At 61.5% G+C, this 21,662-nt stretch carries 22 protein-coding genes; 10 read left to right on the top strand and 12 right to left on the bottom strand.

The window, feature by feature from the left end; genetic code table 11:
* The first annotated feature begins 155 nt into the window (after positions 1-155).
* Entirely contained in the window at positions 156-401 is a 246-nt protein-coding gene (gene rpsR, locus MR825_RS11260) for a 30S ribosomal protein S18 (RefSeq protein ID WP_287880781.1), read from the top strand.
* A 50-nt stretch (positions 402-451) separates the two neighbouring features.
* Here the strand turns inward: rpsR and MR825_RS11265 are convergent, their stop codons facing one another.
* From MR825_RS11265 to MR825_RS11300, 8 genes are all read right to left on the bottom strand, one after another.
* Positions 452-1,255: a M55 family metallopeptidase gene (locus MR825_RS11265; RefSeq protein ID WP_186907627.1), complete on the bottom strand. Its 804-nt coding sequence runs from the start codon at positions 1,253-1,255 to the stop codon at positions 452-454.
* A 152-nt stretch (positions 1,256-1,407) separates the two neighbouring features.
* Positions 1,408-3,165 carry an NADH-dependent [FeFe] hydrogenase, group A6 gene (locus MR825_RS11270; RefSeq protein WP_186907628.1) on the bottom strand — a complete coding sequence of 586 codons (1,758 nt, stop codon included), beginning with the start codon at positions 3,163-3,165 and terminating at the stop codon, positions 1,408-1,410.
* Positions 3,166-3,180: 15 nt separating this feature from the next.
* Positions 3,181-4,983 (bottom strand): NADH-quinone oxidoreductase subunit NuoF, encoded by a 1,803-nt coding sequence (locus tag MR825_RS11275; RefSeq protein WP_186907629.1) that lies wholly within the window; start codon positions 4,981-4,983, stop codon positions 3,181-3,183.
* Between the two features lie 13 nt (positions 4,984-4,996).
* Positions 4,997-5,365 carry a (2Fe-2S) ferredoxin domain-containing protein gene (locus tag MR825_RS11280; protein ID WP_186907630.1) on the bottom strand — a complete coding sequence of 123 codons (369 nt, stop codon included), beginning with the start codon at positions 5,363-5,365 and terminating at the stop codon, positions 4,997-4,999.
* Positions 5,366-5,392: 27 nt separating this feature from the next.
* Positions 5,393-5,965 carry an ATP-binding protein gene (locus MR825_RS11285; protein ID WP_256174865.1) on the bottom strand — a complete coding sequence of 191 codons (573 nt, stop codon included), beginning with the start codon at positions 5,963-5,965 and terminating at the stop codon, positions 5,393-5,395.
* Entirely contained in the window at positions 5,962-6,456 is a 495-nt protein-coding gene (gene nuoE / locus MR825_RS11290; protein ID WP_186907632.1) for an NADH-quinone oxidoreductase subunit NuoE, read from the bottom strand. Before nuoE ends, MR825_RS11285 begins: the two co-directional genes overlap by 4 nt.
* 115 nt (positions 6,457-6,571) lie before the next feature.
* Entirely contained in the window at positions 6,572-7,288 is a 717-nt protein-coding gene (locus MR825_RS11295) for a PHP domain-containing protein (RefSeq protein WP_186907633.1), read from the bottom strand.
* Between the two features lie 38 nt (positions 7,289-7,326).
* Entirely contained in the window at positions 7,327-7,659 is a 333-nt protein-coding gene (locus MR825_RS11300; protein WP_186907634.1) for a DRTGG domain-containing protein, read from the bottom strand.
* Positions 7,660-7,766: 107 nt separating this feature from the next.
* Between MR825_RS11300 and MR825_RS14425 the strand changes: the two genes are divergently transcribed.
* Together MR825_RS14425 and MR825_RS11315 are read left to right on the top strand one after the other, a co-directional pair.
* Positions 7,767-8,234: a helix-turn-helix domain-containing protein gene (locus tag MR825_RS14425; RefSeq protein WP_186907635.1), complete on the top strand. Its 468-nt coding sequence runs from the start codon at positions 7,767-7,769 to the stop codon at positions 8,232-8,234.
* Positions 8,231-9,304 (top strand): acyltransferase family protein, encoded by a 1,074-nt coding sequence (locus MR825_RS11315; RefSeq protein WP_186907636.1) that lies wholly within the window; start codon positions 8,231-8,233, stop codon positions 9,302-9,304. Before MR825_RS14425 ends, MR825_RS11315 begins: the two co-directional genes overlap by 4 nt.
* Before the next feature lie 103 nt (positions 9,305-9,407).
* On the opposite strand, the gene MR825_RS11320 is transcribed toward MR825_RS11315, so the two are convergent.
* From MR825_RS11320 to MR825_RS11330, 3 genes are read right to left on the bottom strand one after another with little or no spacing between them, the layout of a single operon-like run.
* A complete protein-coding gene (locus tag MR825_RS11320) occupies positions 9,408-10,733 on the bottom strand; it encodes a [Fe-Fe] hydrogenase large subunit C-terminal domain-containing protein (RefSeq protein WP_186907637.1) in 1,326 nt (441 codons plus the stop codon).
* A gap of 34 nt (positions 10,734-10,767) precedes the next feature.
* Positions 10,768-11,193: an ATP-binding protein gene (locus MR825_RS11325; RefSeq protein ID WP_186907638.1), complete on the bottom strand. Its 426-nt coding sequence runs from the start codon at positions 11,191-11,193 to the stop codon at positions 10,768-10,770.
* Positions 11,180-11,536 (bottom strand): hypothetical protein, encoded by a 357-nt coding sequence (locus MR825_RS11330; RefSeq protein WP_186907639.1) that lies wholly within the window; start codon positions 11,534-11,536, stop codon positions 11,180-11,182. Before MR825_RS11330 ends, MR825_RS11325 begins: the two co-directional genes overlap by 14 nt.
* A gap of 247 nt (positions 11,537-11,783) precedes the next feature.
* Here MR825_RS11330 and serC point away from each other — a divergent pair, with 247 nt between their 5' ends.
* Positions 11,784-12,869: a 3-phosphoserine/phosphohydroxythreonine transaminase gene (gene serC, locus MR825_RS11335; protein WP_287880786.1), complete on the top strand. Its 1,086-nt coding sequence runs from the start codon at positions 11,784-11,786 to the stop codon at positions 12,867-12,869.
* Positions 12,870-12,885: 16 nt separating this feature from the next.
* Positions 12,886-14,055, top strand: a complete 1,170-nt coding sequence (locus MR825_RS11340) for a phosphoglycerate dehydrogenase (protein ID WP_186907641.1) — start codon at positions 12,886-12,888, stop codon at positions 14,053-14,055.
* A 145-nt stretch (positions 14,056-14,200) separates the two neighbouring features.
* Here MR825_RS11340 and MR825_RS11345 read toward each other — a convergent pair whose 3' ends face one another.
* On the bottom strand, positions 14,201-14,902 hold the full coding sequence (locus MR825_RS11345; RefSeq protein WP_287880788.1) for a hypothetical protein: 702 nt from the start codon (positions 14,900-14,902) through the stop codon (positions 14,201-14,203).
* Between the two features lie 318 nt (positions 14,903-15,220).
* Here MR825_RS11345 and MR825_RS11350 point away from each other — a divergent pair, with 318 nt between their 5' ends.
* The 5 genes from MR825_RS11350 (at position 15,221) to MR825_RS11370 (ending at position 21,572) form a co-directional block, all read left to right on the top strand.
* Positions 15,221-16,567, top strand: coding sequence for a sigma-54 interaction domain-containing protein (locus tag MR825_RS11350; protein WP_287880790.1), 1,347 nt, complete (start codon positions 15,221-15,223; stop codon positions 16,565-16,567).
* A 360-nt stretch (positions 16,568-16,927) separates the two neighbouring features.
* On the top strand, positions 16,928-18,313 hold the full coding sequence (locus MR825_RS11355) for a sodium:solute symporter family protein (RefSeq protein WP_186907644.1): 1,386 nt from the start codon (positions 16,928-16,930) through the stop codon (positions 18,311-18,313).
* Between the two features lie 57 nt (positions 18,314-18,370).
* On the top strand, positions 18,371-19,813 hold the full coding sequence (locus MR825_RS11360; RefSeq protein ID WP_186907645.1) for a M20/M25/M40 family metallo-hydrolase: 1,443 nt from the start codon (positions 18,371-18,373) through the stop codon (positions 19,811-19,813).
* An 87-nt stretch (positions 19,814-19,900) separates the two neighbouring features.
* Positions 19,901-21,247 carry an acyclic terpene utilization AtuA family protein gene (locus MR825_RS11365; RefSeq protein ID WP_186907646.1) on the top strand — a complete coding sequence of 449 codons (1,347 nt, stop codon included), beginning with the start codon at positions 19,901-19,903 and terminating at the stop codon, positions 21,245-21,247.
* A 25-nt stretch (positions 21,248-21,272) separates the two neighbouring features.
* The gene (locus MR825_RS11370) at positions 21,273-21,572 is read left to right on the top strand and encodes an AtuA-related protein (RefSeq protein WP_186907647.1); all 300 of its coding nucleotides are present in this window, start codon (positions 21,273-21,275) and stop codon (positions 21,570-21,572) included.
* Positions 21,573-21,662 lie beyond the last annotated feature (90 nt).

Here is a 21,662-nt window from a genome sequence, read left to right on the forward strand (position 1 = left end):
ACGCTTCCCCCGCTGCTCCGGCCGCGCCTGCGGCCCCCTCCGGCTACGGCGCCCCCTCCATGGGCGGCGACCAGTTTGCCGAACTCTCTGACGACGACGGCGAGCTGCCGTTTTAAATCTTAGACCGTATATGGTCGTAAAAGGAGGTTACTCTCATGGCTATGGAACGTGAAAACCGGGCTCCCCGCGGCCGCAAGCGCCGCAAGGTCTGCACCTTCTGTGTGGATAAGGTGGAGCATATTGATTATAAGGATGCCGTGAAGCTGCGCCGGTTCCTGTCCGAGCGGAGCAAGATCCTGCCCCGCCGCACCACCGGCACCTGCGCCATGCATCAGCGTCAGCTGACCGAGGCCATCAAGCGCGCCCGTCAGATTGCGCTGCTGCCCTTTGTTACCGACTAAACAGCATAAAAAGGCCTGCTGCCAGCGCAGCAGGCCTTTTTTCTATGCCGTTACAGGATCGTAAAGGCAAAAAAACGATTGACCTCATACCAGTCGTCGGATTCAAACACGATGGTGCAGGGATCCGCCCATGCGGCGCCGGGGTAGAAGCTTTTCCGGTAAGCCATGGCGTGATCCTTATAGCACAGCTGCACTTGAAAATGCTCCGGCAGGGAGATCCGCGCGGCCTGCAGATCCTGACGCAGCGCCTGTTCCGCCGCCGCGCGGATCAGGCGGCAGGCGGCCGGTGAGCTGAGGCTTTGCGCCCGCCCGCCCACATCGTTCCGCACCGGCACGGTCACCAGAGCGGGATGCAGCGCCTTGCCCGCCTCACACAGGGCGCGATCTCCGGTGAGCAGGACGCTGGGCACGCCGTAGTAGGCTGCCAGCCAGCTGTAGATCAAAAACTCCGATGCGGGCTGACCGTTGACGCGGATGGAGTGGAGCGCCGCGCCGGAGATGGTGTGGCTGAGTGCGTTGCCCTCCTGGCCGGCCGCGCTGTGGTAGCCCACGAAAAGCGCGGCGTCGAAATGCTCGTCCAATCCTTCCACCATCATCCTTGGCTCATAGCTCCAGCCGCGGATAAGCTCCACATAGTCGGGCATCTGTTCGGGGTAGAGGTTGATGCCGGGGCCGTGGGCGTCCCGGACCACCACCCGGTCCGCTCCGGCGGCACGGGCCCCTTCCGCGGCGGCCAGGACCTCCAGCGTCATTTCCTGACGGCTGCGCTCATAGTCGTGCCCGCCGGGGCGCAGGGACTCCCGGGTGACGGCAAAGGCCGTGCCTTCAAGGTCCGCTGAAAGAAATACATTCATGCCGATTTCCCTCCTGTCGTGGAATATCATAACAGAAACGTCCTCCCGCGTCCACTGTGAAAACCGGCCCGCAGACGTCTGGATGGCGTCTGCGGGCCGGTTGTATTCAAAGCTGGAGACGACAGGCGGCAGAAGAAGCCGCTCAGCCGGCGCTAGCGGAGCCGGTAGCGCTTCTGCTTGAGGTAGGAGCAGTGGAGCAGTGAATGGGCCTTATGGGAGCCGGGGCCGTCCAGATAGACCTGGTAGAGGGTCTGGACCACGGGGTTTTCATGGCTGCGGCGGTACTCCATATCCTCATCCTGGCGGTACAGGGCGGCGGCACGGAGGGCCTTGATATCGGTAAAGTTGCGCACGTCGGCATGCTGGATGGGCTGCCCGCCGCCGTTGATGCATCCGCCGGGGCAGGCCATGAACTCGATAAAGTCGTAGTGCAGGCTACCGTCCCGAACGCCGTCCAGCACCAGCTTTACGTTGTGCAGGCCGGAGGCCACGCAGACCCGTACGGTGCGGCCGGGCAGGGGATAGCTGGCCTCCTTCACGCCCTGCATGCCCCGCACCTCGGTAAATTCCAGGGGGGCCATGGGGTCGCCGGTAAGCTGCTCCACCACGGTGCGCAGAGCGGCTTCCATCACGCCGCCGGAAGCGCCGAAGATGGCGGCCGCGCCGGTGGAGACGCCCAGCATCTCGTCGAACGAGCCGTCGGGCAGGTGGTCAAAGAGCAGGCCGGCCTGGGTGATCATACGGCCCAGCTCGCGGGTAGTCAGAGAGACGTCCACCGGCATGCAGCCGTTGGGCAGCCGCTGCTCCTCCCGGAGCACCTCGTACTTTTTGGCGGTACAGGGCATGATGGACACCACGAAGATATCGTGGGGGTCGATGCCCGCCTGTTCGGCGTAGTAGGTCTTCACCAGACTGCCGAACATCTGCTGGGGGGACTTGCAGGTGGACAGGTTGGGGATCATGTCGGGGGCGTGCTGCTCACAGTAGCGGATCCATCCGGGGGAGCAGGAGGTGATGAGGGGCAGCGCGCCTCCGCCGTGAAGGCGGTGAAGAAACTCGGTGCCCTCCTCCATAATGGTAAAGTCGGCGGCGGTATCCACATCAAAGATCCGGTCGAAGCCCAGACGGCGCAGGGCGGTGACCATCTTGCCCTCCACATTGGCGCCTACGGGCAGGCCGAAGCACTCGCCCAGTGTGACCCGGATGGAAGGGGCGGGGCCGACCACCACATGCTTGGCAGGGTCGGACAAGGCGGCGAGGACCTTGCCGGTATCGTCCTTCTCCTGGAGCGCGCCGGTGGGACAGGCCACGATGCACTGGCCGCAGGACACGCAGTCCACCTCCGCCAGATCCCGGTCGAAGGCGCAGCCGATGTGGGTGTCAAAGCCGCGGTCGTTGCAGCCGATCACGCCTACCTCCTGGGTGGCCCGGCACACGGCGGTGCAGCGGCGGCAGAGCACGCACTTGGAGTTGTCCCGCACCAGATGAGGCGCAGAGTCCTCGATCCGGGGCATCAGATCGTCGGGCGCGTAGCGCACCGCGTCGATGCCCAGGTCGCTGGCCAGCTGGCGCAGCTCACAGTGGGCGTTGCGGGCGCAGGTGAGACAGTCCATCCGGTGGTTGGAGAGGATGAGCTCCAGCGTCAGCCGCCGGGACTGACGCACCCGCTCCGTGTTGGTATGCACCTCCATGCCCTCAGCCACGGGGTACACACAGGAGGCCACCAGACTTTTGGCCCCCTTTACCTCCACCACACAAATGCGGCAGGCACCGATCTCGTTGACGTCCTTGAGATAGCACAGAGAGGGGATGTTGAAGCCCGCAGAGCGGGCGGCCTCCAGCACCGTAGTCCCCTCGGGAACGGTGACGGGGATGTCGTTGATGCGCAGGGATACCATCTTCTTGTCCATGTCCGTCTCCCTCCCTTACTGCTTGTAGATGGCGTCAAAGCGGCAGTGGTCCATACAGGCGCCGCATTTGATGCACTTGGACTGATTGATGATATGGGGCGCGCGTACCGCGCCGGAGATGGCGCCGGTGGGACAGCCGCGGGCGCAGCGGGTGCAGCCCTTGCACTTGCTGGGATCCACCAGGTATTGAATCAGTGCCTTGCACACCCCGGCGGGGCAGCGCTTCTCGTATACGTGGGCCTCGTATTCATCCCGGAAGTGGCGCAGGGTGGAGAGCACCGGGTTGGGCGCGGTCTGGCCCAGGCCGCACAGGGCGGACTGCTTGATGTGGTTGCACAGCTCTTCGATGGTATCCAGGTCCTCCGGCTCGCCGTTGCCCTCGGTGATCTTGGTCAGCAGCTCCAGCAGGCGCTTGGTGCCGATGCGGCAGGGCGAACACTTGCCGCAGGATTCGTCCACGATAAACTCCAGGAAGAACTTGGCGATATCCACCATGCAGTTGTCCTCGTCCATGACGATCAGGCCGCCGGAGCCCATCATGGAGCCGATGGCGCCAAGAGACTCATAGTCGATGGGCGTGTCGATGAGGGAGGCGGGGATACAGCCGCCCGAGGGGCCGCCGGTCTGGGCGGCCTTGAACTTCTTGCCGCCGGGCACGCCGCCGCCGATCTCCTCCACCACCGTGCGCAGGGTGGTGCCCATGGGGATCTCGACCAGACCTGTGTTGGTGATCTTTCCGCCCAGCGCGAAGACCTTGGTGCCCTTGCTCTTCTCCGTGCCGATGGCGGCAAACGCTTCGGGCCCGTGGTTGAAGATCCAGGTAATGTTGGCGTAGGTCTCCACATTGTTGAGCAGGGTGGGCCGGTCGAACAGGCCCTTGTTGGCGGGGAAGGGGGGGCGGGTCTTGGGCTCGCCCCGATGGCCCTCGATGGAACGCATCAGCGCGGTCTCCTCGCCGCAGACGAAGGCGCCCGCGCCCAGGCGCAGCTCCAGGTCGAAGTCGAAGCCGGATTCGAAGATGTTCTCCCCCAGCAGGCCGTATTCCTTTGCCTGACGGATGGCTGTCTCCAGGCGTTTGACGGCGATGGGGTATTCCGCCCGCACGTAGATATAGCCCTGATGGGCGCCCACGGCGTAGCCCGCGATGGTCATAGCCTCCAGAATGGCATGGGGATCGCCCTCCAGTACGGAGCGGTCCATGAAGGCGCCGGGGTCGCCCTCGTCGGCGTTGCAGCAGACGTATTTGATGCCGTCGGGACTGACCGCGTCGTGGGTGAACTGCCACTTCATGCCGGTGGGGAAGCCCGCGCCGCCCCGGCCCCGGAGGCCGGAGGCCTTCACCGTGTCGATGACCTGCTGGGGCGGGATGCGCTCGGTGAGGATCCTGCCCAAGGCGGAATAGCCGTCCGCGCCGATGTACTCGTCAATATTCTCCGGGTCGATGACGCCGCAGTTGCGCAGGGCGATACGCTGCTGGTGCTTGTAGAAGCGGGTCTCGGTCAGAGAGGTGGCGGGGCCCTCGCCCTCGCCGCCGCGGTTGAGCAGGCGCTTGACGATGCGGCCCTTGACGATGTGCTCGGAGACGATCTCCTCCACGTCCTCCACGCTTACGTGGGTGTAACAAGCACCCTCGGGATAGATGGTGACGATGGGGCCCAGCGCGCACAGGCCGAAACAGCCGGTGCGTACCACCTTGGCCTCCCGGTCCATGCCCTGGGCGGCCAGCTGTTTTTCAAATTCCGCAATGATCTTGGGGCTCTGGGAGGAGGAGCAGCCGGTGCCGGTGCACACCAGGATGTGGGAACGGATCAGACTCATATGACTGCCCCCCCTATTCCGCCGCGCCGATGGTGTAGTCCGTCACCACGCGGCCGTTGACAAGGTGCTCGCTGACGACGGCGGGCACCTTGTCCGGGGACATCTTCACATAGGTGACCTTCTCCTGCCCCGGAACGTATACCTCCACGATGGGCTCCAGCCGGCACACGCCGATGCAGCCGGTCTGAGCCACGGTGATGTTTTTCAGGTCGCGTTTTTCGATCTCTTCCAAAAAGGCGGTCAAAACGGGCCGCGCGCCCGCCGCGATGCCGCAGGTGGCCATGCCTACCACCACGCGGATCTGGTCGCCGTCCGCGTCCCGCAGGTCCATCTGACGCTGCATCTTCTCGCGGATGGCCTGCAAATCTGCAAGGCTCTTCATACAGTTCTCTCCTTATTTCATTTCCTTCTACGGTCGATCGCCGCTTGCGGTTCGCGGCTCGGGGGAGTGCAGCGCGGCCTCCTGCTCCCGGATATAATCCCGAACCCAGAGGGCCACCTCCGGCTGTGCCAGGGAGACCTGGGGCCCCAGCTGCTCCCGCAGCTCGGCGGTGTCCAGGCGAAAGCGGCGGCCGTGCGCTGCGCGGGTGTAGACGATCTCCAGCGCGGGCGCGCCCTGGATGAGCAGGGAGAGGGTATCTCCCATGTCGCCCGGTGGAGGGCAGTCGATATGCGCCGCGTTGAACACGGCCCGCAGCGTGGTGCCGGCCCCTTCCGTACTCGTGATTTCCACGCTGCCGCCGGTCTGCTCCGCCGCCATGCGCAGCAGGGGGATGCCCAGGCCCATCTTCCGGGTCGTACGGGTGGTGGTGAAGGGGTCGCTGACCTGCTCCAGCAGTGCGCGCGACATGCCGCAGCCGTCATCCGTCACCGTGAAGGCGATCTGTCCCGCCTCCTCCGTGAGCGTAAGGTCCAGATGTCTGGCCCCGGCGGTAATGGAGTTCTGGGCGATATCCAGGATGTGGAGGGAAAGGTCTTTCATTTGTACATATCGAGGATCGGCCCCACCTGGTCCGGGGTAAGGCGGCCGTAGACGTCGTTGTTGATCATCATGACGGGGGCCAGGCCGCAGGCGCCCACACAGCGGCAGGAATCCAGCGAAAACTTGCCGTCGGCGGTGATCGCGCCGGGGGCGATGCCCAGCTTCTGCTCCACGGCGCTGAGAATGGCGGCGGCGCCCTTGACATAGCAGGCGGTGCCCAGACAGATGGAGATCTGATACTTTCCCTTGGGGTTCAGCGTGAACTGCGCGTAAAACGAGGCCACGCCGTATACCTCCGACAGGGGAATATCCAGCCCCTCCGCCACCATGACCTGGACCTCCTCCGGCAGGTATCCGAAGATCTCCTGCGCGGCCTGGAGGACCGGCATGGTCGCTCCGGGCTGCCCCTTGTGCGACGCGATGACCTGCCGCAGCCGTTCCTCCTGCTCGGGCGTGCCCCGATAGGGGACCACGGTTTTGCAGTTTGGCATGAATGTGTCCCTTCCCTTCTGAAATGATGAGTTTAAAATGTGGTCTGCAATTCTGTTATTGTTAAACGATTAACGATTATTAGAAGCTTACCATAAAGTAAGTAGCTTGTAAAGACTAAAATGGCAGATCGCCCCGAAGATATTCCAAAACGGCGTGGGTCGTCGCCTCAGGCAGGTCCATGGCATGCTCCGCCGTCCATACCTGGTCCAGACTGTGCGCGTCGGAGGAAGTGATGAGGCGGACGCCGGTCAAGTCGCTCCGCTGCCGGAATTCCGGGGAGCAGCGGGGGGATACCTCCGCCAGAGAAAAACCGAGGGACGGCTCCCACAGACCCAGCACCGAAAGAAGCGAGAAGCTGGCGCGGTCAATGTGGGCGGGATAAGCCACGCCGCCGAAGCGGGCCGCCAGCGCCCCCGCCTCGCCCACGCCGATGTCGGCGGCGGCGAGGAGCATGGCGCGCTCCTCCCCCAATACCAGGTCCCATTCATCCATATAGTACTGATGGCCGAAGAGCTCCGGCCTGTTTTTCAGCGGGGGCAGGCGGCGGGCCACCTGCCGGGAGAATCCCTCGGCCGCTTGGACCGTGGGGAAGAGGCAGATCATATGGATTTCTTCCCGGGTACACAGCTCCATGCCCGCCAGTGCCAGCAGGCCGTTGCGCTGCGCCGCCCGGCAGAAGGCGGCGCAGTTACCGGCGGTGTTGTGGTCGGTGAGGGCGACCACGTCCAGGCCGGCCAGGGCGCACATGGCGGCCAGGTCGGCGGGGGTCATGTCGTCGCTCCCGCAGGGCGAAAGGCAGGAGTGCAGATGCAGGTCATAGTAGAGTTTCAAGGGCGGACACCTCCCGAATCACAGACGGGCGTGGCCCGCTAAAGTCCAAGCGACCGGCCCAGGGCGCAGGCGGCGGCATAGGTGGGCAGGGCGGTGCCCAGCAGGTTGACGCCCTTTTCCCGGGCGCGGCGGAGCAGGTCCGGATCGGGTTGGACGCCTTCGGTGAGCACCACACAGGCCGCGTCGGCCATCAGGGCTACGGCGGCCACGTTTTGATTGGACATGATGGTCAGCCAGGCCGAACCCGCCTCTGCCCGGCCCATGACCCAGGAGAGCAGGTCGCCGGCGTAGCCGCCGGACACCTCCCGCTCCGGCTCGGCCAGATGGAATTCCGTCAGGGAAAGCATTTCTTTCAATGTCTGTACCGTCATGGGGACGCCTCCTTGTTTGTCAACAGAATCGAACGGAAAACGTAAGCGGCGGTTGGTTGCACTCGCTGCGCCGCAAGGGTATACTGTGAAAAAGAGGTGTGAAAAGTATGAATGATAGGAATGAGACGCTTGCTTCCAATCTGCGGGATCTGAGAAGCTGGAACAAACTCACGCTGGAACAGGTGGCCGAGCGCATCGGCGTGACCCGTCAGGCGGTGGCCAAGTGGGAGAGCGGGGAACGCGCTCCCGATCTGAACAACTGCGCCGCCCTGGCGGAGCTGTACCATGTGACCCTGGACGACCTGGTGCGCCACGACCGCGCGAAGACCGGCGTTGGAGTGCCGCCCAAGGGAAAGCACATGTTTGGCCTGGTGACCGTGGGGGAGCGGGGACAGATCGTCATCCCCAAGCGCGCCCGGGAGATCTTTGGCATCCGGCCGGGGGATCAGCTGATGCTGCTTGGAGATGAGGGAAGGGAGAACCGGGGCCTGGCCCTGGTGGACCCCAAGGTGTTCCTGGCCAATGTGGAGGCGCTGGAGCGCGCCTTCCGGCGGAAGGGCGGCGAGGAAGCGTGAGGCGGATTTGGCTGGATAACCTGCGCTGGGTCATCATTCTGCTGGTGGTGCTCCATCACCTGGTTTGCTTTTTCAACAGCGCGGGGGTGCCGATGAATGTGAACGCCCCCGGCATTCCCGCTCTGGACGCCATCGCCTACTTCTGTTATCCGTGGTTTATGCCCTGTATGTTTCTGCTGGCCGGGATCAGCGCCCGGTATGCCCTGGAAGAGCAGAGCACGGGGCGGTTTCTGGCGGCGCGGGTGCGCAAACTGCTGATCCCCTTTGCGGCGGGGGTGGTCCTGCTGGGGATACCGCTGGTCAGCTTCGCCTTCGCCGTCAAGGGAGGCTCGGTGGGCGAGATGATCGCCTATTTCCCCTCGCCCGCCATTGCGCTGTTCTTTCTGGCCCTCATGGGCATGGGGCCGCAGTGGTTCCTGCTGGCGCTGTTTCTCGTCACCCTGCTGCTGCTGCCCTTGCGCAGGCTGGACCGGAGCGGCCGGTTCTACGATCTGTGCGGCCGGGCGGGCATGCCCGTACTGCTGGGCCTTTGGCTCCTGTTCTGGGCCGGTTCCCAGGTGCTGAACGCCACCAACCGCTATCTGCTCTACTTCGTACTGTTTTTGGCGGGGTACTTCCTCTTCGCACACGACGAGGTGACGCAGCGGCTCCAGCGATTTCATCTGCCCCTGCTGGGGGCGTCCGGGGCGCTGCTGGTCTGGGTGCTGGCGCGGTGGTTCGGCAAAAGCTTTGCCGACGCTGCCTTTGTGGAAGACCCGGTTACCACCCTGTTTGGCTGGTGCATGACACTGGCCGCCGTGGGCTGCGCGCGGGCCTGGGGGGATCGGGAGAACCGCCTGACCCGATACATAAGCGCCCGGGGGTTCGCCCTCTATCAGTTCCACTATCTGGTCCTGACGGTGTGTACCTGGGGGGTGACCAGCTGGCTGAATCTGCCCGCCGGTTGGAACTATCTGCTCTGCCTGGGGCTCACCCTGGCCATCTGCCTGGGGCTGTATGAGCTCGTTTCCCGCGTACCGGTGCTGGGAGACCTGTTTGCGCTGCGCCGGAAAGGAAAAGGAGGGCGGTAGCGGCCTGCCGGCGCCGCCCGCGCAGCATCATGGCCGGAAGCCCCCGTCCGGAAAAACGAAAACACGGCCGCCGCAAGACCCATGCTTCTTGCGGCGGCCGTGTTCAGTCGTGATGCAAGGGCTGCTGGCGGCGGAAGGGAGCGGGCAGGTACTCATCTGCCCCGCCTTCTCCGGCCATATCCCGCATCCGGGCCCGTACTTTGAAGATGCAGTCGTCCTCAGAGGCACGGCCCAGCACCACATCCTCCGCAAAGGCATGGCAGGAAGGGGCCCCGCAGGAGCCGCAGTGGAGGCCGGGTAGGTGGGATTCCAGCGCCTGGATGCGCAGCTGCTTGGCCATGGCCGCCTCCCGATCCTCGTCTAGCAGGAAGGCGGGCAGGTATTGCAGCTGCTTGTCCCGCCGCACGATCTCCTGCGCCGGCCCCTGGAGGGTGAAGCTGCTGCGCGTTTCCGGCAGGCCCTTCATCAAGCCGCGCAGGCGCATTTTTGCAGCGTAAGGATTTTCCACATTGAAGCAGCCGCCCACACAGCCTTGCGTACAGGCGGAAAGCTCCAGGAAATCCGCCTCGGGCAGGCGGCCGTCTTCGATCTCCTCCAGCATGCGGATGACGTTTTCGATCCCGTCCACCGCCACGCAGCCCTCGCTGGCGCGGGCCGCGCTCTCTCCGCCGCAGGCCGCCCAGCTCAGGCCCAGGGCGCCCGCAGTGGAGTGGGGCTCCACCCGTTCCAGCTCCCGCATGGGGGTCAGCAGGCGCAGGTATACGTCCCGGACGGCGAAGGCTCCGTCCAGCACCGGTTCCCGCAGTCCCTGGGAGACCCGGGCGGCGGTAACCTTGGACGAACAGGGCACGATGGCGAATACGCCGATCTGCTCCGGCGCAAGGCCGGTCTCGGCCTCCGCCTCCCGCCGGGCCAGGATAGCGGCCAGTTCCATCGGCAGGATGGTGCAGGCCACATGGTCGATGAGCTTTGGGAAGCGCATGCGGATCAGCCGCATCACGGTGGGGCAGGAGGAGGAGATTTGGGGCGTTACCGCCGGACGCCCCCGGCGCAGGACGCATTCATGCTCAAAGGCCGAGATCAGCTCGGCCGCACGGGCCACCTCCCAGACCTTGTGAAAGCCGATCTTCAAAAGGCCGTTCAGAACGATGTCCACATCGTCCAGGTGCTGGAACTGTGTGTAAAGCGCGGGCTCGGGCAGCGCCACGCAGTAAGAAAACTCCTTCAGCCGCTCCAGAGCGTCGCCCACGGACTTGATGGCCTTGTGGGGACACACGCGGATACAATTGCCGCAGTCGATGCAGCGGTCGGGCAGAATGGTGGCCTTGCGCCCGCGCACACGGATCGCCTCCGTGGGGCAGCACTTGATGCAGGAGGTGCAGCCCCGGCAGCGCCTGTCATCCAGGACTACGGAATGCCTCATGCTCATGGGGCCCTCTCACCTCCTTTGGCTGGATGATTCCTCACTGGGGAATTTTGATCACGACGGTGACCACAGTGCCCTTGCCTACCTCGGTTTCAATGGTCATCTCATCGGAATAACGCTTCATGTTGGGCAGGCCCATGCCCGCGCCAAAGCCCAGCTCCCGGGCGGTGGGGCCTGCGGTGGAGTAGCCCTCCTGCATGGCCTGCTCCACATCGGGGATACCGGGACCGGTGTCGGTCATACGCAGGACGATGCGGTCCATGTCCACCTCGACCTCCGCCTCGCCGCCGTCGGCGTGGATGACCATGTTGATCTCGCCCTCGTACATGCAGATCGAGGCGCGGCGGATCACATCCTGGGGCAGGCCCAGCTTCTTCAGGGTGAGCTTCATCTTGCTGGAGGCCTCGCCGGCCTCGATCATGTCGCCGCCCTCCACAGGGTAGACCAGCTTAATTGTCTCCATCGCAGTTTCCTCGCAATCCTTTGGAATATAACAGGCCGCAGGCCTCGTACATACGCTTGGGACAGGTCATCACAACGATATCCCGCTCTTCCGCCAGGTGCAGGATGTCCATACCGGGCATCTTTCCGCGGACGAAGACCACGCACTTCATCTCCACCATATCCGCGGTGCGGATCACCTGCGGATTGACCAGGCCCGTGAGCAGCAGCGCCTGGTTTTTGACAAACGCAAGCACGTCGCTCATAAAATCGCTGCCGCAGGCGGAAAAGACCTCCCGGTCCAGCTTGTCCTCACCCCACAATACCGTGGCGTTCAGGATCCCTTTGATCTCGGCAAGCCGCATAGGCTTTGTCCCCCTCATGATAAATCAAGCTTCTATATACGCCGACATTGTACCACAGATTCAGGGGATATGCCAAGGCTTCGTTCAAATATTCACAAACTTTTCCTGGTGAACGGCACAGTTTTGGATATTCCCAGCATTGACATGGCACACGGCAATCCGATATAATCAACTTTATCAAGGTAAAGCGGTGGAATCCCGCCCGCCGCGCCTGAAATTTGGAAGGAAATCGAGGAGGCCATCTATCATGGGAAACGAGCGCGTGTACAATTTCTCCGCAGGCCCGTCCATGCTGCCGCTGGAGGTGCTTGAGAGAGCCGGTTCTGAAATCACGAATTACCAGGGCTCCGGCATGTCCGTCATGGAGATGAGCCATCGATCTAAGGTGTTTCAGAAGATCTTTGACGATACCCAGGCCAAGTTCCGCAAGATGCTGGGCGTGCCTGAGGGCTATAAGGTCCTCTTCCTGCAGGGCGGCGCTTCCGCCCAGTTCTCTATGGCGCCCCTGAACCTGATCGGCAGGACCGGCAAGGCCGATTACGCCGTCACGGGCAACTTCTCCAATATCGCCTACAAGGAGGCCAAGAAGTTCGGCCAGATCCATCTGGCCGCCTCCTCCGAGGACCGGAACCACACCTATATCCCCGCGCAGGAGCAGCTGGAGCTGGACCCTGAGGCGTCCTATTTCTATTACTGCGCCAACAACACCATCTACGGCACCGAGTGGCAGTACGTGCCCGAGACCGGCAACGTGCCCATCGTGTGCGATATGTCCTCGGACATCCTCTCCCGTCCGGTGGACGTGAGCAAGTACGGCATCCTCTTCGCCGGCGCACAGAAGAACATGGCCCCCGCGGGTCTGACCGTGGTGGTCATCCGGGAGGATCTGGCCGGGCAGGAACTGCCCTATACCCCGCTGATGATGAATTACAAGACCATGATTGACAAGGACTCCATGTACAATACACCGCCCTGCTGGTGCATCTACATCCTGGGCCTGGTGCTGGACTGGCTGGAGGAGAAGGGCGGCATTCCCGGCATGGAGGCCATCAAGCACTCCAAGGCCCAGATGCTCTACGACGTGATCGATTCGTCCCGCCGGTTCACCTGCGCGGTGGAGCCCGGCTCCCGGTCCGATATGAACGTGGTCTTCCGCACCGGCAGCGACGAGCTGGATGCCCAGTTCGTCAAGCAGAGCGTGGAGGCCGGCTTTACCAACCTGAAGGGCCACCGCAGCGTGGGCGGGATGCGCGCTTCCATTTACAACGCCATGCCCACCGAGGGCGTGGAGAAGCTGTGCGATTTTATCCGCGCGTTCGATCAAAACAATTGAAGGAGGAGGGACAACGATGTTCCGGATCAAGACGCTGAATAAGATTTCCCCGGCCGGGCTGTCCGTGCTGGATCAAACCCGCTTCTCCGTCAGCGGAGATGTGGAGAATGAGGACGGCATCCTCGTCCGTTCCGCCGACATGCACGAGTATCCCTTCCCCGACGCCCTGCGCTGCATCGCCCGGGCGGGGGCGGGCACCAATAATATCCCCATCGACCGCTGCTCCGAGGCGGGCGTCGTGGTCTTCAACACCCCCGGCGCCAACGCCAACGCCGTCAAGGAACTGGCCGTGTGCGCTCTGCTGCTGTCCTCCCGCAACGTGGTGGGCGGCTCCGCCTGGGTGCGGGAGCAGGCCGGCGCCGGAGCAGACGTGGAGAAAGTGGTGGAGAAGGGCAAGAGCCAGTTCGTGGGCCCGGAACTCTCCGGCAAGATGCTGGGCGTCATCGGCCTGGGCGCCATCGGCGTGCAGGTGGCCAATATCGCCACCAAGCTGGGCATGACCGTCTTCGGCTACGATCCCTTCCTGTCCGTAGACGCGGCGCTCTCTCTGTCCCGCCTGGTGCACCGGGCCATGGATCTGGAGACCATTTATAAAAACTGTGACTACATCACCATCCATGTTCCGCAGACCTCCGAGACCCGCGGGATGATCAACGAGGATTCCATCCATATGATGAAGGGCAACGTGCGCATCATCAACCTGGCCCGGGGCGGACTGGTCAACGACGACGACATGCTGGCCGCGCTGGAGTGCGGCAAGGTGGCGGCCTATGTCACCGACTTTCCCAACAACAAGATCCTCCAGGGCAAAAACGTCATCCCCATCCCCCATCTGGGCGCCTCCACCCCCGAGAGCGAGGAGAACTGCGCCGTCATGGCTGCCCAGCAGATGCGGGATTACCTGGAGAACGGCAACATCAAAAACTCCGTCAACCTGCCCACCCTGGTGCAGGAGTGGAGCGGCATCTCCCGCCTGTGCGTCATCCACCGCAACACCCCGGGCATCATCGCCCAGATCACCGGCGTGCTGTCCAAGGATGGGGTCAACGTGGAGAATATGACCAACAAGTCCAAGAAGGACTACGCCTACACTGTGGTGGATGTGGGCAGCCGGGTCAGCGACAGCGTCGCCAATGAGATCCGCGCCATTGACGGCGTGCTGCGGGTGCGCCTGCTCAACCACTGAAACGCAGCCGGACCGGCCAGCCAAAACGCCCCGCGCGTCACTGACGCGCGGGGCGTTTTGGCTGGCCGGAAAAGGGCGCAAGACCTGTTCCGGCCGGGGAACGGGGCGTTGCGGCCACCGGTTTGGAGCGGGGCGGGCGCATGCGTTACAGGGCGCGGCCGCATAGGCGGTCGGTACATGCCGCACAGCCCAGGGCGGCGTTGGTCTGCTCCCAAAAGCGCTCCGGATGGAGATGAAACGCCGCTTCCCAGACCACAAACACCAGCAGGGCCAGAAAAAAGAGGCTCAGGGTGAAAAAGCCCGCCGCGAAGACGAAGGGACTGAACATCATCAGGTGGTCCCAATTGAAGATGCGGCAGGTAGCGCAGCAGCGGTTTTTCAGAAAGAAGATCCGGAAAGGGCAGAAGAAGAGCACACAGATCAGGTCGCATACATAAAAGCATACACAGAGCAGAAAAAGCTCTGCCTTTCCCAGCACCCGCGTACGGTAGAGCAGACCGACCGCCAGAGTGAGGAGCAGCCACAGCAGAAAGACCGCTCCGGCGGTCTGGTCGCTCTGGCGGACGAACGTGCGCAGGGCCGCCCGGTCCGGAGCGCGCCCGGTCGGGATACGGCAGCGGGAGAACTGCTTCTGGGAACCGAGCGCCATATGCCGGCGCAGGGGGAGCAGCTGGAGGACCATGTCGCCCGCCCAGACCAGCCAGAACAGGTGGAGCACGGAAAAACCGCGGAAAAAGGCCGCCCCGTCCAGAACGGCAAAGACCTCCGGCCGCAGCAGCCGCAGCAGCAGTGCGGCCAGAGCCGCGGCGATGCGGAAGGTCAGGCGGAACAGGTATTTCCTGCGCATGGATACGCGCGTTTTTGTTGCAGGAGTGGTCACGGAATTGATACACCCATTTCCTGATGAACTTCGAAGGCGTCTCCAGGGCGTTTTCACGCAGTCTGTGGGATCGACGCCTGCGCGCGGGGCCTAGCCGCAGCGCGGCAGGAATTTGACCGAAGGGCCGGACGAATACGCCTGCACCTGCAGATTTTAAAAATAGGATAGCACTTTTAGCGGCAAAAGACAATGCCGCAGCGCCGGAAGACCGGACCCAAAGCGCGGATGGTATTGCGTTTTGGACCGCGCGAGGATACAATACCCCTACGGGAAGGAGATGGGACGATGCAACTCAATGCCGCGGCGCGGGCCGCGTTTGACGCCATGAGCGAAGGCGTTACCATCATCGACATCGAAGGAAAGATCGTCTTCGGCAACCGGGCCTACCGCTCGTTTCTGAACAAAGAGGCCGGGGGCGATATCGGGGAGATCGAGGGCTACCGCCTGCGGGACCTGCGGCCGGGCGCCCGTCTGCCGGAGGTGCTGGAGGCGGGAAAGCCCATTCTTCACATTACCCGCAAGGAGATCGAGGATTTCTATTTTGTCAACATGTACCCGATTTATCAGAATGGCCTGCTGGTAGGCGGGCTCTCGGTCGTGACCTTTTTGGAGGACGCCTATCAGGCCCGGGAGGAGCTGGAGGCGATGGAAGCCCGCAGCCGTCAGGTGCTGCGCAGCATCAACCGCGCCAACGGAGCCCGTTATACGTTTGACGATATCGTGGCCGTGAGTCCCGCCGCCGTGCAGGCCAAGGAGCTGGCGCAGAAGATCGCCGCCACCGACGCCACCGTGCTGCTGGCCTCGGAAAGCGGCACCGGCAAGGAACTCTATGCGCAGGCCATTCACAATGCCAGCCCCCGGCAGGAGGGGGTCTTCGTGGCGATCAACTGCTCCAACTTCAACGCGCAGCTGCTGGACTCCGAGCTGTTCGGCTATGCGGAGGGGGCCTTTACCGGGGCGCGGAAGGGCGGCAAGGTGGGCCTGTTCGAGGCCGCCGACGGCGGCACCCTGTTCCTGGACGAGGTGTCTGAAATGGACATCAGCCTCCAGGCCAAGCTGCTGCGGGCCCTCCAGGAGCATCGGGTGCGTCCGGTCGGGGCGGTAAAGGAGACGGAGGTGGACGTGCGGGTCATCGCAGCCTGCAATGCCGACCTGCCGGAATACGTCCGCAGCGGCAAATTCCGCAAAGACCTGTACTACCGTTTGAACACCTTTCCCATCCGGATCCCGCCCCTGCGGGAGCGTCCGGGCGATGTCCCTGTCCTGGCCCAGGCCATTCTGGACGAGCTGTCCCACAAACTGCGCAGGAATTTTCATCTGTCGGTGGACGCCGCGGAGCGCCTGCGGGAGCACGACTGGCCGGGCAACGTGCGGGAACTGCGCAATGTTCTGGAGTTTTCCGCTTATCTTACCCCCTCGGGGCTGATCAGCGCCGACACGCTGCCCGGCGACCTGGGGCGCCGGGAGGACGGCGTGCCGCGCACGCTGGCCCAGCGGACCCACGACTTTGAGAAGCGAACCATTCTGGCCCTGCTGGAACACAACGGGTCCTCGCTGGAGGGTAAGAAAAAAACCGCCAAGGAACTCGGTATTTCTCTGGCTACCCTCTACAACAAACTATCTGTTTTCTAAAAATTTAATGCTTCATAAACGTTTGTTTCTAAAGAATTAGAATTTTGTTCTATTTTTTAAGAATCCTTACAGTGTCAGCTTTCTTGCCTTTTCTACTCCCCGATTTGCATATCTTGTTCTGAAAATTTAGAATTCGTTTTGAACCCGGATATTTCCTCCACCCGTGTATCCATTGGGATTTCTAGCTTTTACAGCTTTTGTTTATGCTGCCTATTTTGGCATGCCGCTTGCTTCTGTTTCGGGTGTGTACACAAATTCCCGCTGTACGCAAACACGGTTGTTATACAAAGCGAGAGGGTATGCAACGTGTGGCTAAACAGCGGGCCACCGCCACAACACATAATTTTGGGGAGGTAGACCATGAAAGCAGCGTTAATGTTCATCCTGATCGTAGTAATATGTCTCATCGGTATTTTGGCAGGCAGAAAGGTAAAAAGTGCCGCCCAATGGGCAAACGGCGGTAAGAATCTGAACTGGGTAACTGTAGGTATCCTGCTGGTTACATTTCAAATTGGCGGGACTTCTACTATTGGTGCGGCCCAGAATGGGTATACCCTGGGTATCGGCGGTGCATGGTATGGCATTGCCGGCACTGTAGCCATGATTCTGTCTATGTTCTTCATTACCCACCTGCGTAAATACATTACAGAAGACACCATTTCCAACTTCATGAAGAACCGCTATTCCTCCGGCATTAGCAACCTCTACTCCTATTCCTATCTGATTATGGGTTTTATCTACATTCCCATTCAGCTTTTCACCGTTACCACTGTATTCCGCACCATTATTCCTGCTCTGGACCTGACCTGGGCCTGCATCATCGGCCTGGTGTTGGCCATTTCTTATACTGTGGTCTCTGGTGTCAACGGTGCTAACTACGTCAGCAAGGTGGGTTGTATCCTGATGTATGTCGCCATGGCCATCGGCTTGGTGCTGGTAATGAACCAGACCGGCGGCTTTGCCACACTGACCAACACCCTGGACGCAAGCTACTTCAACCTCTTTACCATGCCCCCCAAGACCTGGTTTAGCTGGTTTCTGACCTGTTTTGTGGCCTTCCTCACCATGCAGGCCGCCATTCAGCCTTCCCTCATCGCTAAGGATGACGCTTCCGCCAGAAAGGGTATCTTTTTTGGTGCCGTACTCAACCTTCCATGCGGTTTCATCTGCGCTCTGCTGGGTATGGTGTGTATCGCCATGAACCTGGACGTGGGCGGCAGCAGTTCTCTAGCTTTCGCCACCGTTATTAACACTTACTGCCCAAACTGGCTCACCGCACTTATTTTTGCGTCCATTGCCCTGATTGTTATCTGTACCCTGGCCGGACAGCTGCTGGCCATCTGCACCATCATACGTCAGCTACTGTTGCCTGTTTATGAGAAGAGGCAGGTCTCCGAACGCACCCAGCTGACCTATACCCGGCTCATCGCTTTTGCATACGGATTTATCACCATTATCCCAACCTTTATGATCCAACAGTCTTTCCTCAATGAGCTGGTCACGGTACTCATAGCCTGCGTTACCGGTCCCATGTTCTTTGCCTTAGTAGCCGGAATGTTCTGGAAGAAAATGAATGCGAGGGCCGCAGGCTGGAGCATCGTTTCTGGCATTCTGGTGGGTATTGTCTGGGTTCTCACTGGTATGAGCGTCTCCTGGCACCCTGTCTATATCATTCTGCCGGTTTCTTCTCTGGTAGGTTTTGTGGTATGTAAGCTCACTGCAGGAAACACCATCCAGAAGACCTAACTCGTCTCTGTTATCCACCTAAAACTGCTTATCTGAGAAGAAAGGACCGAAACACCCATGAAATATGTGCTCGATCATACTGACAAGCCCTATGCCAAGCTGTTTGAAGATATTTCCGCTATTCCTCGGGGTAGCTTTAAGGAAGAAAAAATTGCCGATTTTGTGTGCAGCTTTGCCGAGAATTTGGGACTGGAATATACCCGGGATAGTGCCAACAATGTTGTAGTACGTAAGCCCGCTACACCCGGCTACGAGGCCCATGAGGTAGTTATGCTCCAAGGGCACATGGACATGATCTGGAACAAGCGCCCGGACAGCACATTTGACTTTGAGCACGAAGGCATTAAACTAAAGGTCACTGACGACGGTTATCTGATGGCAGAGGAGACCACCTGCGGCTCCGATGATGGCGTAGCCGTGGCTTATATGCTGGCCATTTTGCAGGACAAGAGCCTGAAGCACCCGGAATTAGAGTGTGTCTTTACCACGGCGGAGGAACCCGGTCTGTACGGCGTTCAGAAATTTGATTGCTCCCAGCTGAAGGCCCGGAAGTATGTTAGCATGGATGGCAACCTAGAGGGTACCAGCCTGCTCATTGCTGCCGGTGCCGCCAACGCCCGCTTCACTAAGCGCTTCCAGCGGGAAGTTCTGAAGGATGCAGCGGAGCTGGCCATCCAGGTTCACGGACTAACTGGAGCCCACGTCCAGTTTCAGGAGCGTCAACTGGCCAACGCCATTAAGACGGTGGTACGTATTGTCTATTACATCCGCAAAGAGGTGCCCTGCCGACTCATCAGTCTGAACGGCGGCAGCCAGACCACCATTCCCGTAGACTGCACCGCCCGCATAGCCTTGGCCCTTGAACACATGGACAAGGCCCGGGAGGTTGCACAGCGGGTGCTAGAAGAGGTTAAGTTTGAGCACAAGGAGAGCGACCCCAACATGACCCTCTCCCTCAGCGAGAAGGCCCATGCATCCCCCGCCATGCCGGAAGATGTCACAGACAAGGTGGTCACCCTGCTTCGTCTGCTCCCCGCAGGCCTGGTGGATACCAGCCTGGTCTTCCCCGGCCTGCCCATCTCTTCTTTCAGCCTAGAGACCATTGAGACCACAGATAGCTCTATCGGCTGGTTCTACCGCCCCACCAGCGCCATTACCTCCAAGATGCTAGATATGGATGAGCAAAGCCGACTGTTGGCCCAACTATTTGACGTGGAGTATCATGTAGAAAACTACTTCTACGGCCACAATGTAGAGGCTGGGACTCCCCTTTACAATGTGTTTGACCAAGTATGGTTCGAGCAGAATGGCGAGCATATCCGCCCCATTGGTGCCCACTATGGTAATGAGATTGGCTTTTTCCTGCGCAATATGCCTTGGCTGGATATGATTCTGCTAGTGGCCACTCATTATCAGGCCCACACTCCAGACGAAAAGCTGGATATAGCTTCCTTTGACCGTTGCTATCGCTGCTTGGTGGAGATTCTGAGGCGAGTCTAAGGCTCCGCCGAAGCACACAGTATTTCCTTTTAACCGTAGACCTCAGTCCATTGTTGCCGCGACTTTCAACAAGAAGGAGCAATTACCATGAAAACCATCCGCATCGGCAGCGGCGCCGGCTATGCCGGCGACCGTTTGGAGCCCTCTCTGGAGCTCATTGAGAAGGGCAATCTGGACTATATCAGCTACGAGTGCCTGGCCGAGCGCACCATCGCCATCGGCCAGCAGGCCAAGCTGAAAGACCCCGCCAAGGGCTATAACGGCCTTTTGGAGCACCGTATGGAGAAGGCGCTTCCCCTGGCCTGGGAGCACAAGGTGAAGGTCATTACCAACATGGGCTCCGCCAACCCCCAGGCGGCGGCCCGAAAGTGTGTGGAGATCGCCCGCCGGCACGGCCTGACCGGGATGAAGATCGCCTGCGTCACCGGAGACGACCTGCTGCCCGTCATCGACAAATACAGGGATGCCGAGGTGTGGGAGACCCATGAGCCCCTGTCCAAGCTGCCCGGCGAGATCGTCTCCGCCAACGCCTACATGGGCGTGGAGGGGATCCTGAAGGCGCTGAATATGGGCGCCGACGTGGTCATCACCGGCCGTGTGTCCGACCCGGCCATCTTCCTGGCGCCCATCATCCATGAATTCGGCTGGTCCCTGGAGGACTGGGACAAGCTGGGCAAGGGCACGATGATCGGCCACCTGCTGGAGTGCGGCGGGCAGGTCACCGGCGGCTACTACGCCGAGCCGGGCAAAAAGGACGTGCCCGGCGTGGGCCATCTGGGCTTCCCCATCATCGAGGTATCCGAGGACGCCTCCTTCTTCGTCACCAAGGTGCCCGGGGCGGGCGGCATGGTCACCCCCGACACCTGCGCCGAGCAGATCTGCTACGAGATCCACGACCCCGAGGTCTACCTGACCCCCGACGTGGTGGCCAACTTCAAGCAGGTCAAGTTCACCCAGACCGCTCCCGACGTGGTGAAGGCGGAAGGCGCCACCGGAAAACCCAAGACGGAGACCTTCAAATGCTCCATCGGGTATAAGGATTGTTTCATCGGCGACGGCGAGATCAGCTACGGCGGCCCCGGTTGTGTGGAGCGTGCCAAGCTGGCCCTGGAGATCGTCAAGGAGCGGCTGGAGCTGGTGGCCGCCGGTAAGTTCGACGAGCTGAAGTTCGACCTCATCGGCTGCAACAGCCTGTATTGGAACCCGGACTACAAGTATAACGAAGCGCCCTCCGAGGTGCGGGTCCGTGTGGCCGGCCGGGCCAAGACCAAAGCGGACGCCGATCTGATCGGCAACGAAGTGGAGGCGCTCTATACCAACGGCCCCGCAGGCGGCTGCGGCGCTGTGAAGCGGACCCGCGACATCGTCTCCGTGGCCTCCATCCTGGTCAGCCGCTACGATGTGAAGCCGCAGGCCGAGCTTTTTGAAGTCTGATCGGGACAGAAAGGAAGGATGCATCATGAAACTCTGGGATATCGCGCATTCCCGTACCGGTGACAAGGGCAACATCTCCAACGTGTCCCTGATCGCCTATGACGGCAAGGATTATGAGATGCTCAAGGAGAAGGTCACCGCCGAGCGGGTGAAGGAGCACTTCAAGGGCATCGTCAAGGGCGAAGTGGTCCGCTATGAGCTGCCCAACATCCACGCGCTCAACTTCGTCATGTACGCCGCCCTGGGCGGCGGCGTGACCCGCTCCCTGTCCGTGGATATGCACGGCAAGGGCCTGAGCTCGTACCTGCTGGATCTGGACATCTGAACGGGATCGGCTGCCCCTTCCCGCCGCCCTTCCCGATCCGCCCCAAACGATGGGCCGCAAGACCGCCGCGGGGGGCCGGGATCAATCCGG

The organism is Lawsonibacter sp. (assembly GCF_022777125.1).
Lineage (GTDB): Bacteria > Bacillota > Clostridia > Oscillospirales > Oscillospiraceae > Lawsonibacter_A > Lawsonibacter_A hominis.

Excerpts from the sequence above, each read along its gene's own strand:
- MR825_RS11275 (WP_186907629.1), bottom strand. The coding sequence starts at position 4,983 with ATGAGTCTGATCCGTTCCCACATCCTGGTGTGCACCGGCACCGGCTGC.
- MR825_RS11325 (WP_186907638.1), bottom strand. The coding sequence starts at position 11,193 with ATGGAGACAATTAAGCTGGTCTACCCTGTGGAGGGCGGCGACATGATC.
- MR825_RS11360 (WP_186907645.1), top strand. The coding sequence starts at position 18,371 with ATGAAATATGTGCTCGATCATACTGACAAGCCCTATGCCAAGCTGTTT.
- MR825_RS11280 (WP_186907630.1), bottom strand. The coding sequence starts at position 5,365 with ATGAAGAGCCTTGCAGATTTGCAGGCCATCCGCGAGAAGATGCAGCGT.
- MR825_RS11330 (WP_186907639.1), bottom strand. The coding sequence starts at position 11,536 with ATGCGGCTTGCCGAGATCAAAGGGATCCTGAACGCCACGGTATTGTGG.
- MR825_RS11270 (WP_186907628.1), bottom strand. The coding sequence starts at position 3,165 with ATGGACAAGAAGATGGTATCCCTGCGCATCAACGACATCCCCGTCACC.
- rpsR (WP_287880781.1), top strand. The coding sequence starts at position 156 with ATGGCTATGGAACGTGAAAACCGGGCTCCCCGCGGCCGCAAGCGCCGC.
- MR825_RS11265 (WP_186907627.1), bottom strand. The coding sequence starts at position 1,255 with ATGAATGTATTTCTTTCAGCGGACCTTGAAGGCACGGCCTTTGCCGTC.
- MR825_RS14425 (WP_186907635.1), top strand. The coding sequence starts at position 7,767 with ATGAATGATAGGAATGAGACGCTTGCTTCCAATCTGCGGGATCTGAGA.
- MR825_RS11365 (WP_186907646.1), top strand. The coding sequence starts at position 19,901 with ATGAAAACCATCCGCATCGGCAGCGGCGCCGGCTATGCCGGCGACCGT.
- nuoE (WP_186907632.1), bottom strand. The coding sequence starts at position 6,456 with ATGCCAAACTGCAAAACCGTGGTCCCCTATCGGGGCACGCCCGAGCAG.
- MR825_RS11345 (WP_287880788.1), bottom strand. The coding sequence starts at position 14,902 with ATGCGCAGGAAATACCTGTTCCGCCTGACCTTCCGCATCGCCGCGGCT.
- MR825_RS11370 (WP_186907647.1), top strand. The coding sequence starts at position 21,273 with ATGAAACTCTGGGATATCGCGCATTCCCGTACCGGTGACAAGGGCAAC.
- MR825_RS11300 (WP_186907634.1), bottom strand. The coding sequence starts at position 7,659 with ATGACGGTACAGACATTGAAAGAAATGCTTTCCCTGACGGAATTCCAT.
- MR825_RS11355 (WP_186907644.1), top strand. The coding sequence starts at position 16,928 with ATGAAAGCAGCGTTAATGTTCATCCTGATCGTAGTAATATGTCTCATC.
- MR825_RS11350 (WP_287880790.1), top strand. The coding sequence starts at position 15,221 with ATGCAACTCAATGCCGCGGCGCGGGCCGCGTTTGACGCCATGAGCGAA.
- MR825_RS11340 (WP_186907641.1), top strand. The coding sequence starts at position 12,886 with ATGTTCCGGATCAAGACGCTGAATAAGATTTCCCCGGCCGGGCTGTCC.
- serC (WP_287880786.1), top strand. The coding sequence starts at position 11,784 with ATGGGAAACGAGCGCGTGTACAATTTCTCCGCAGGCCCGTCCATGCTG.
- MR825_RS11285 (WP_256174865.1), bottom strand. The coding sequence starts at position 5,965 with ATGAAAGACCTTTCCCTCCACATCCTGGATATCGCCCAGAACTCCATT.
- MR825_RS11320 (WP_186907637.1), bottom strand. The coding sequence starts at position 10,733 with ATGAGCATGAGGCATTCCGTAGTCCTGGATGACAGGCGCTGCCGGGGC.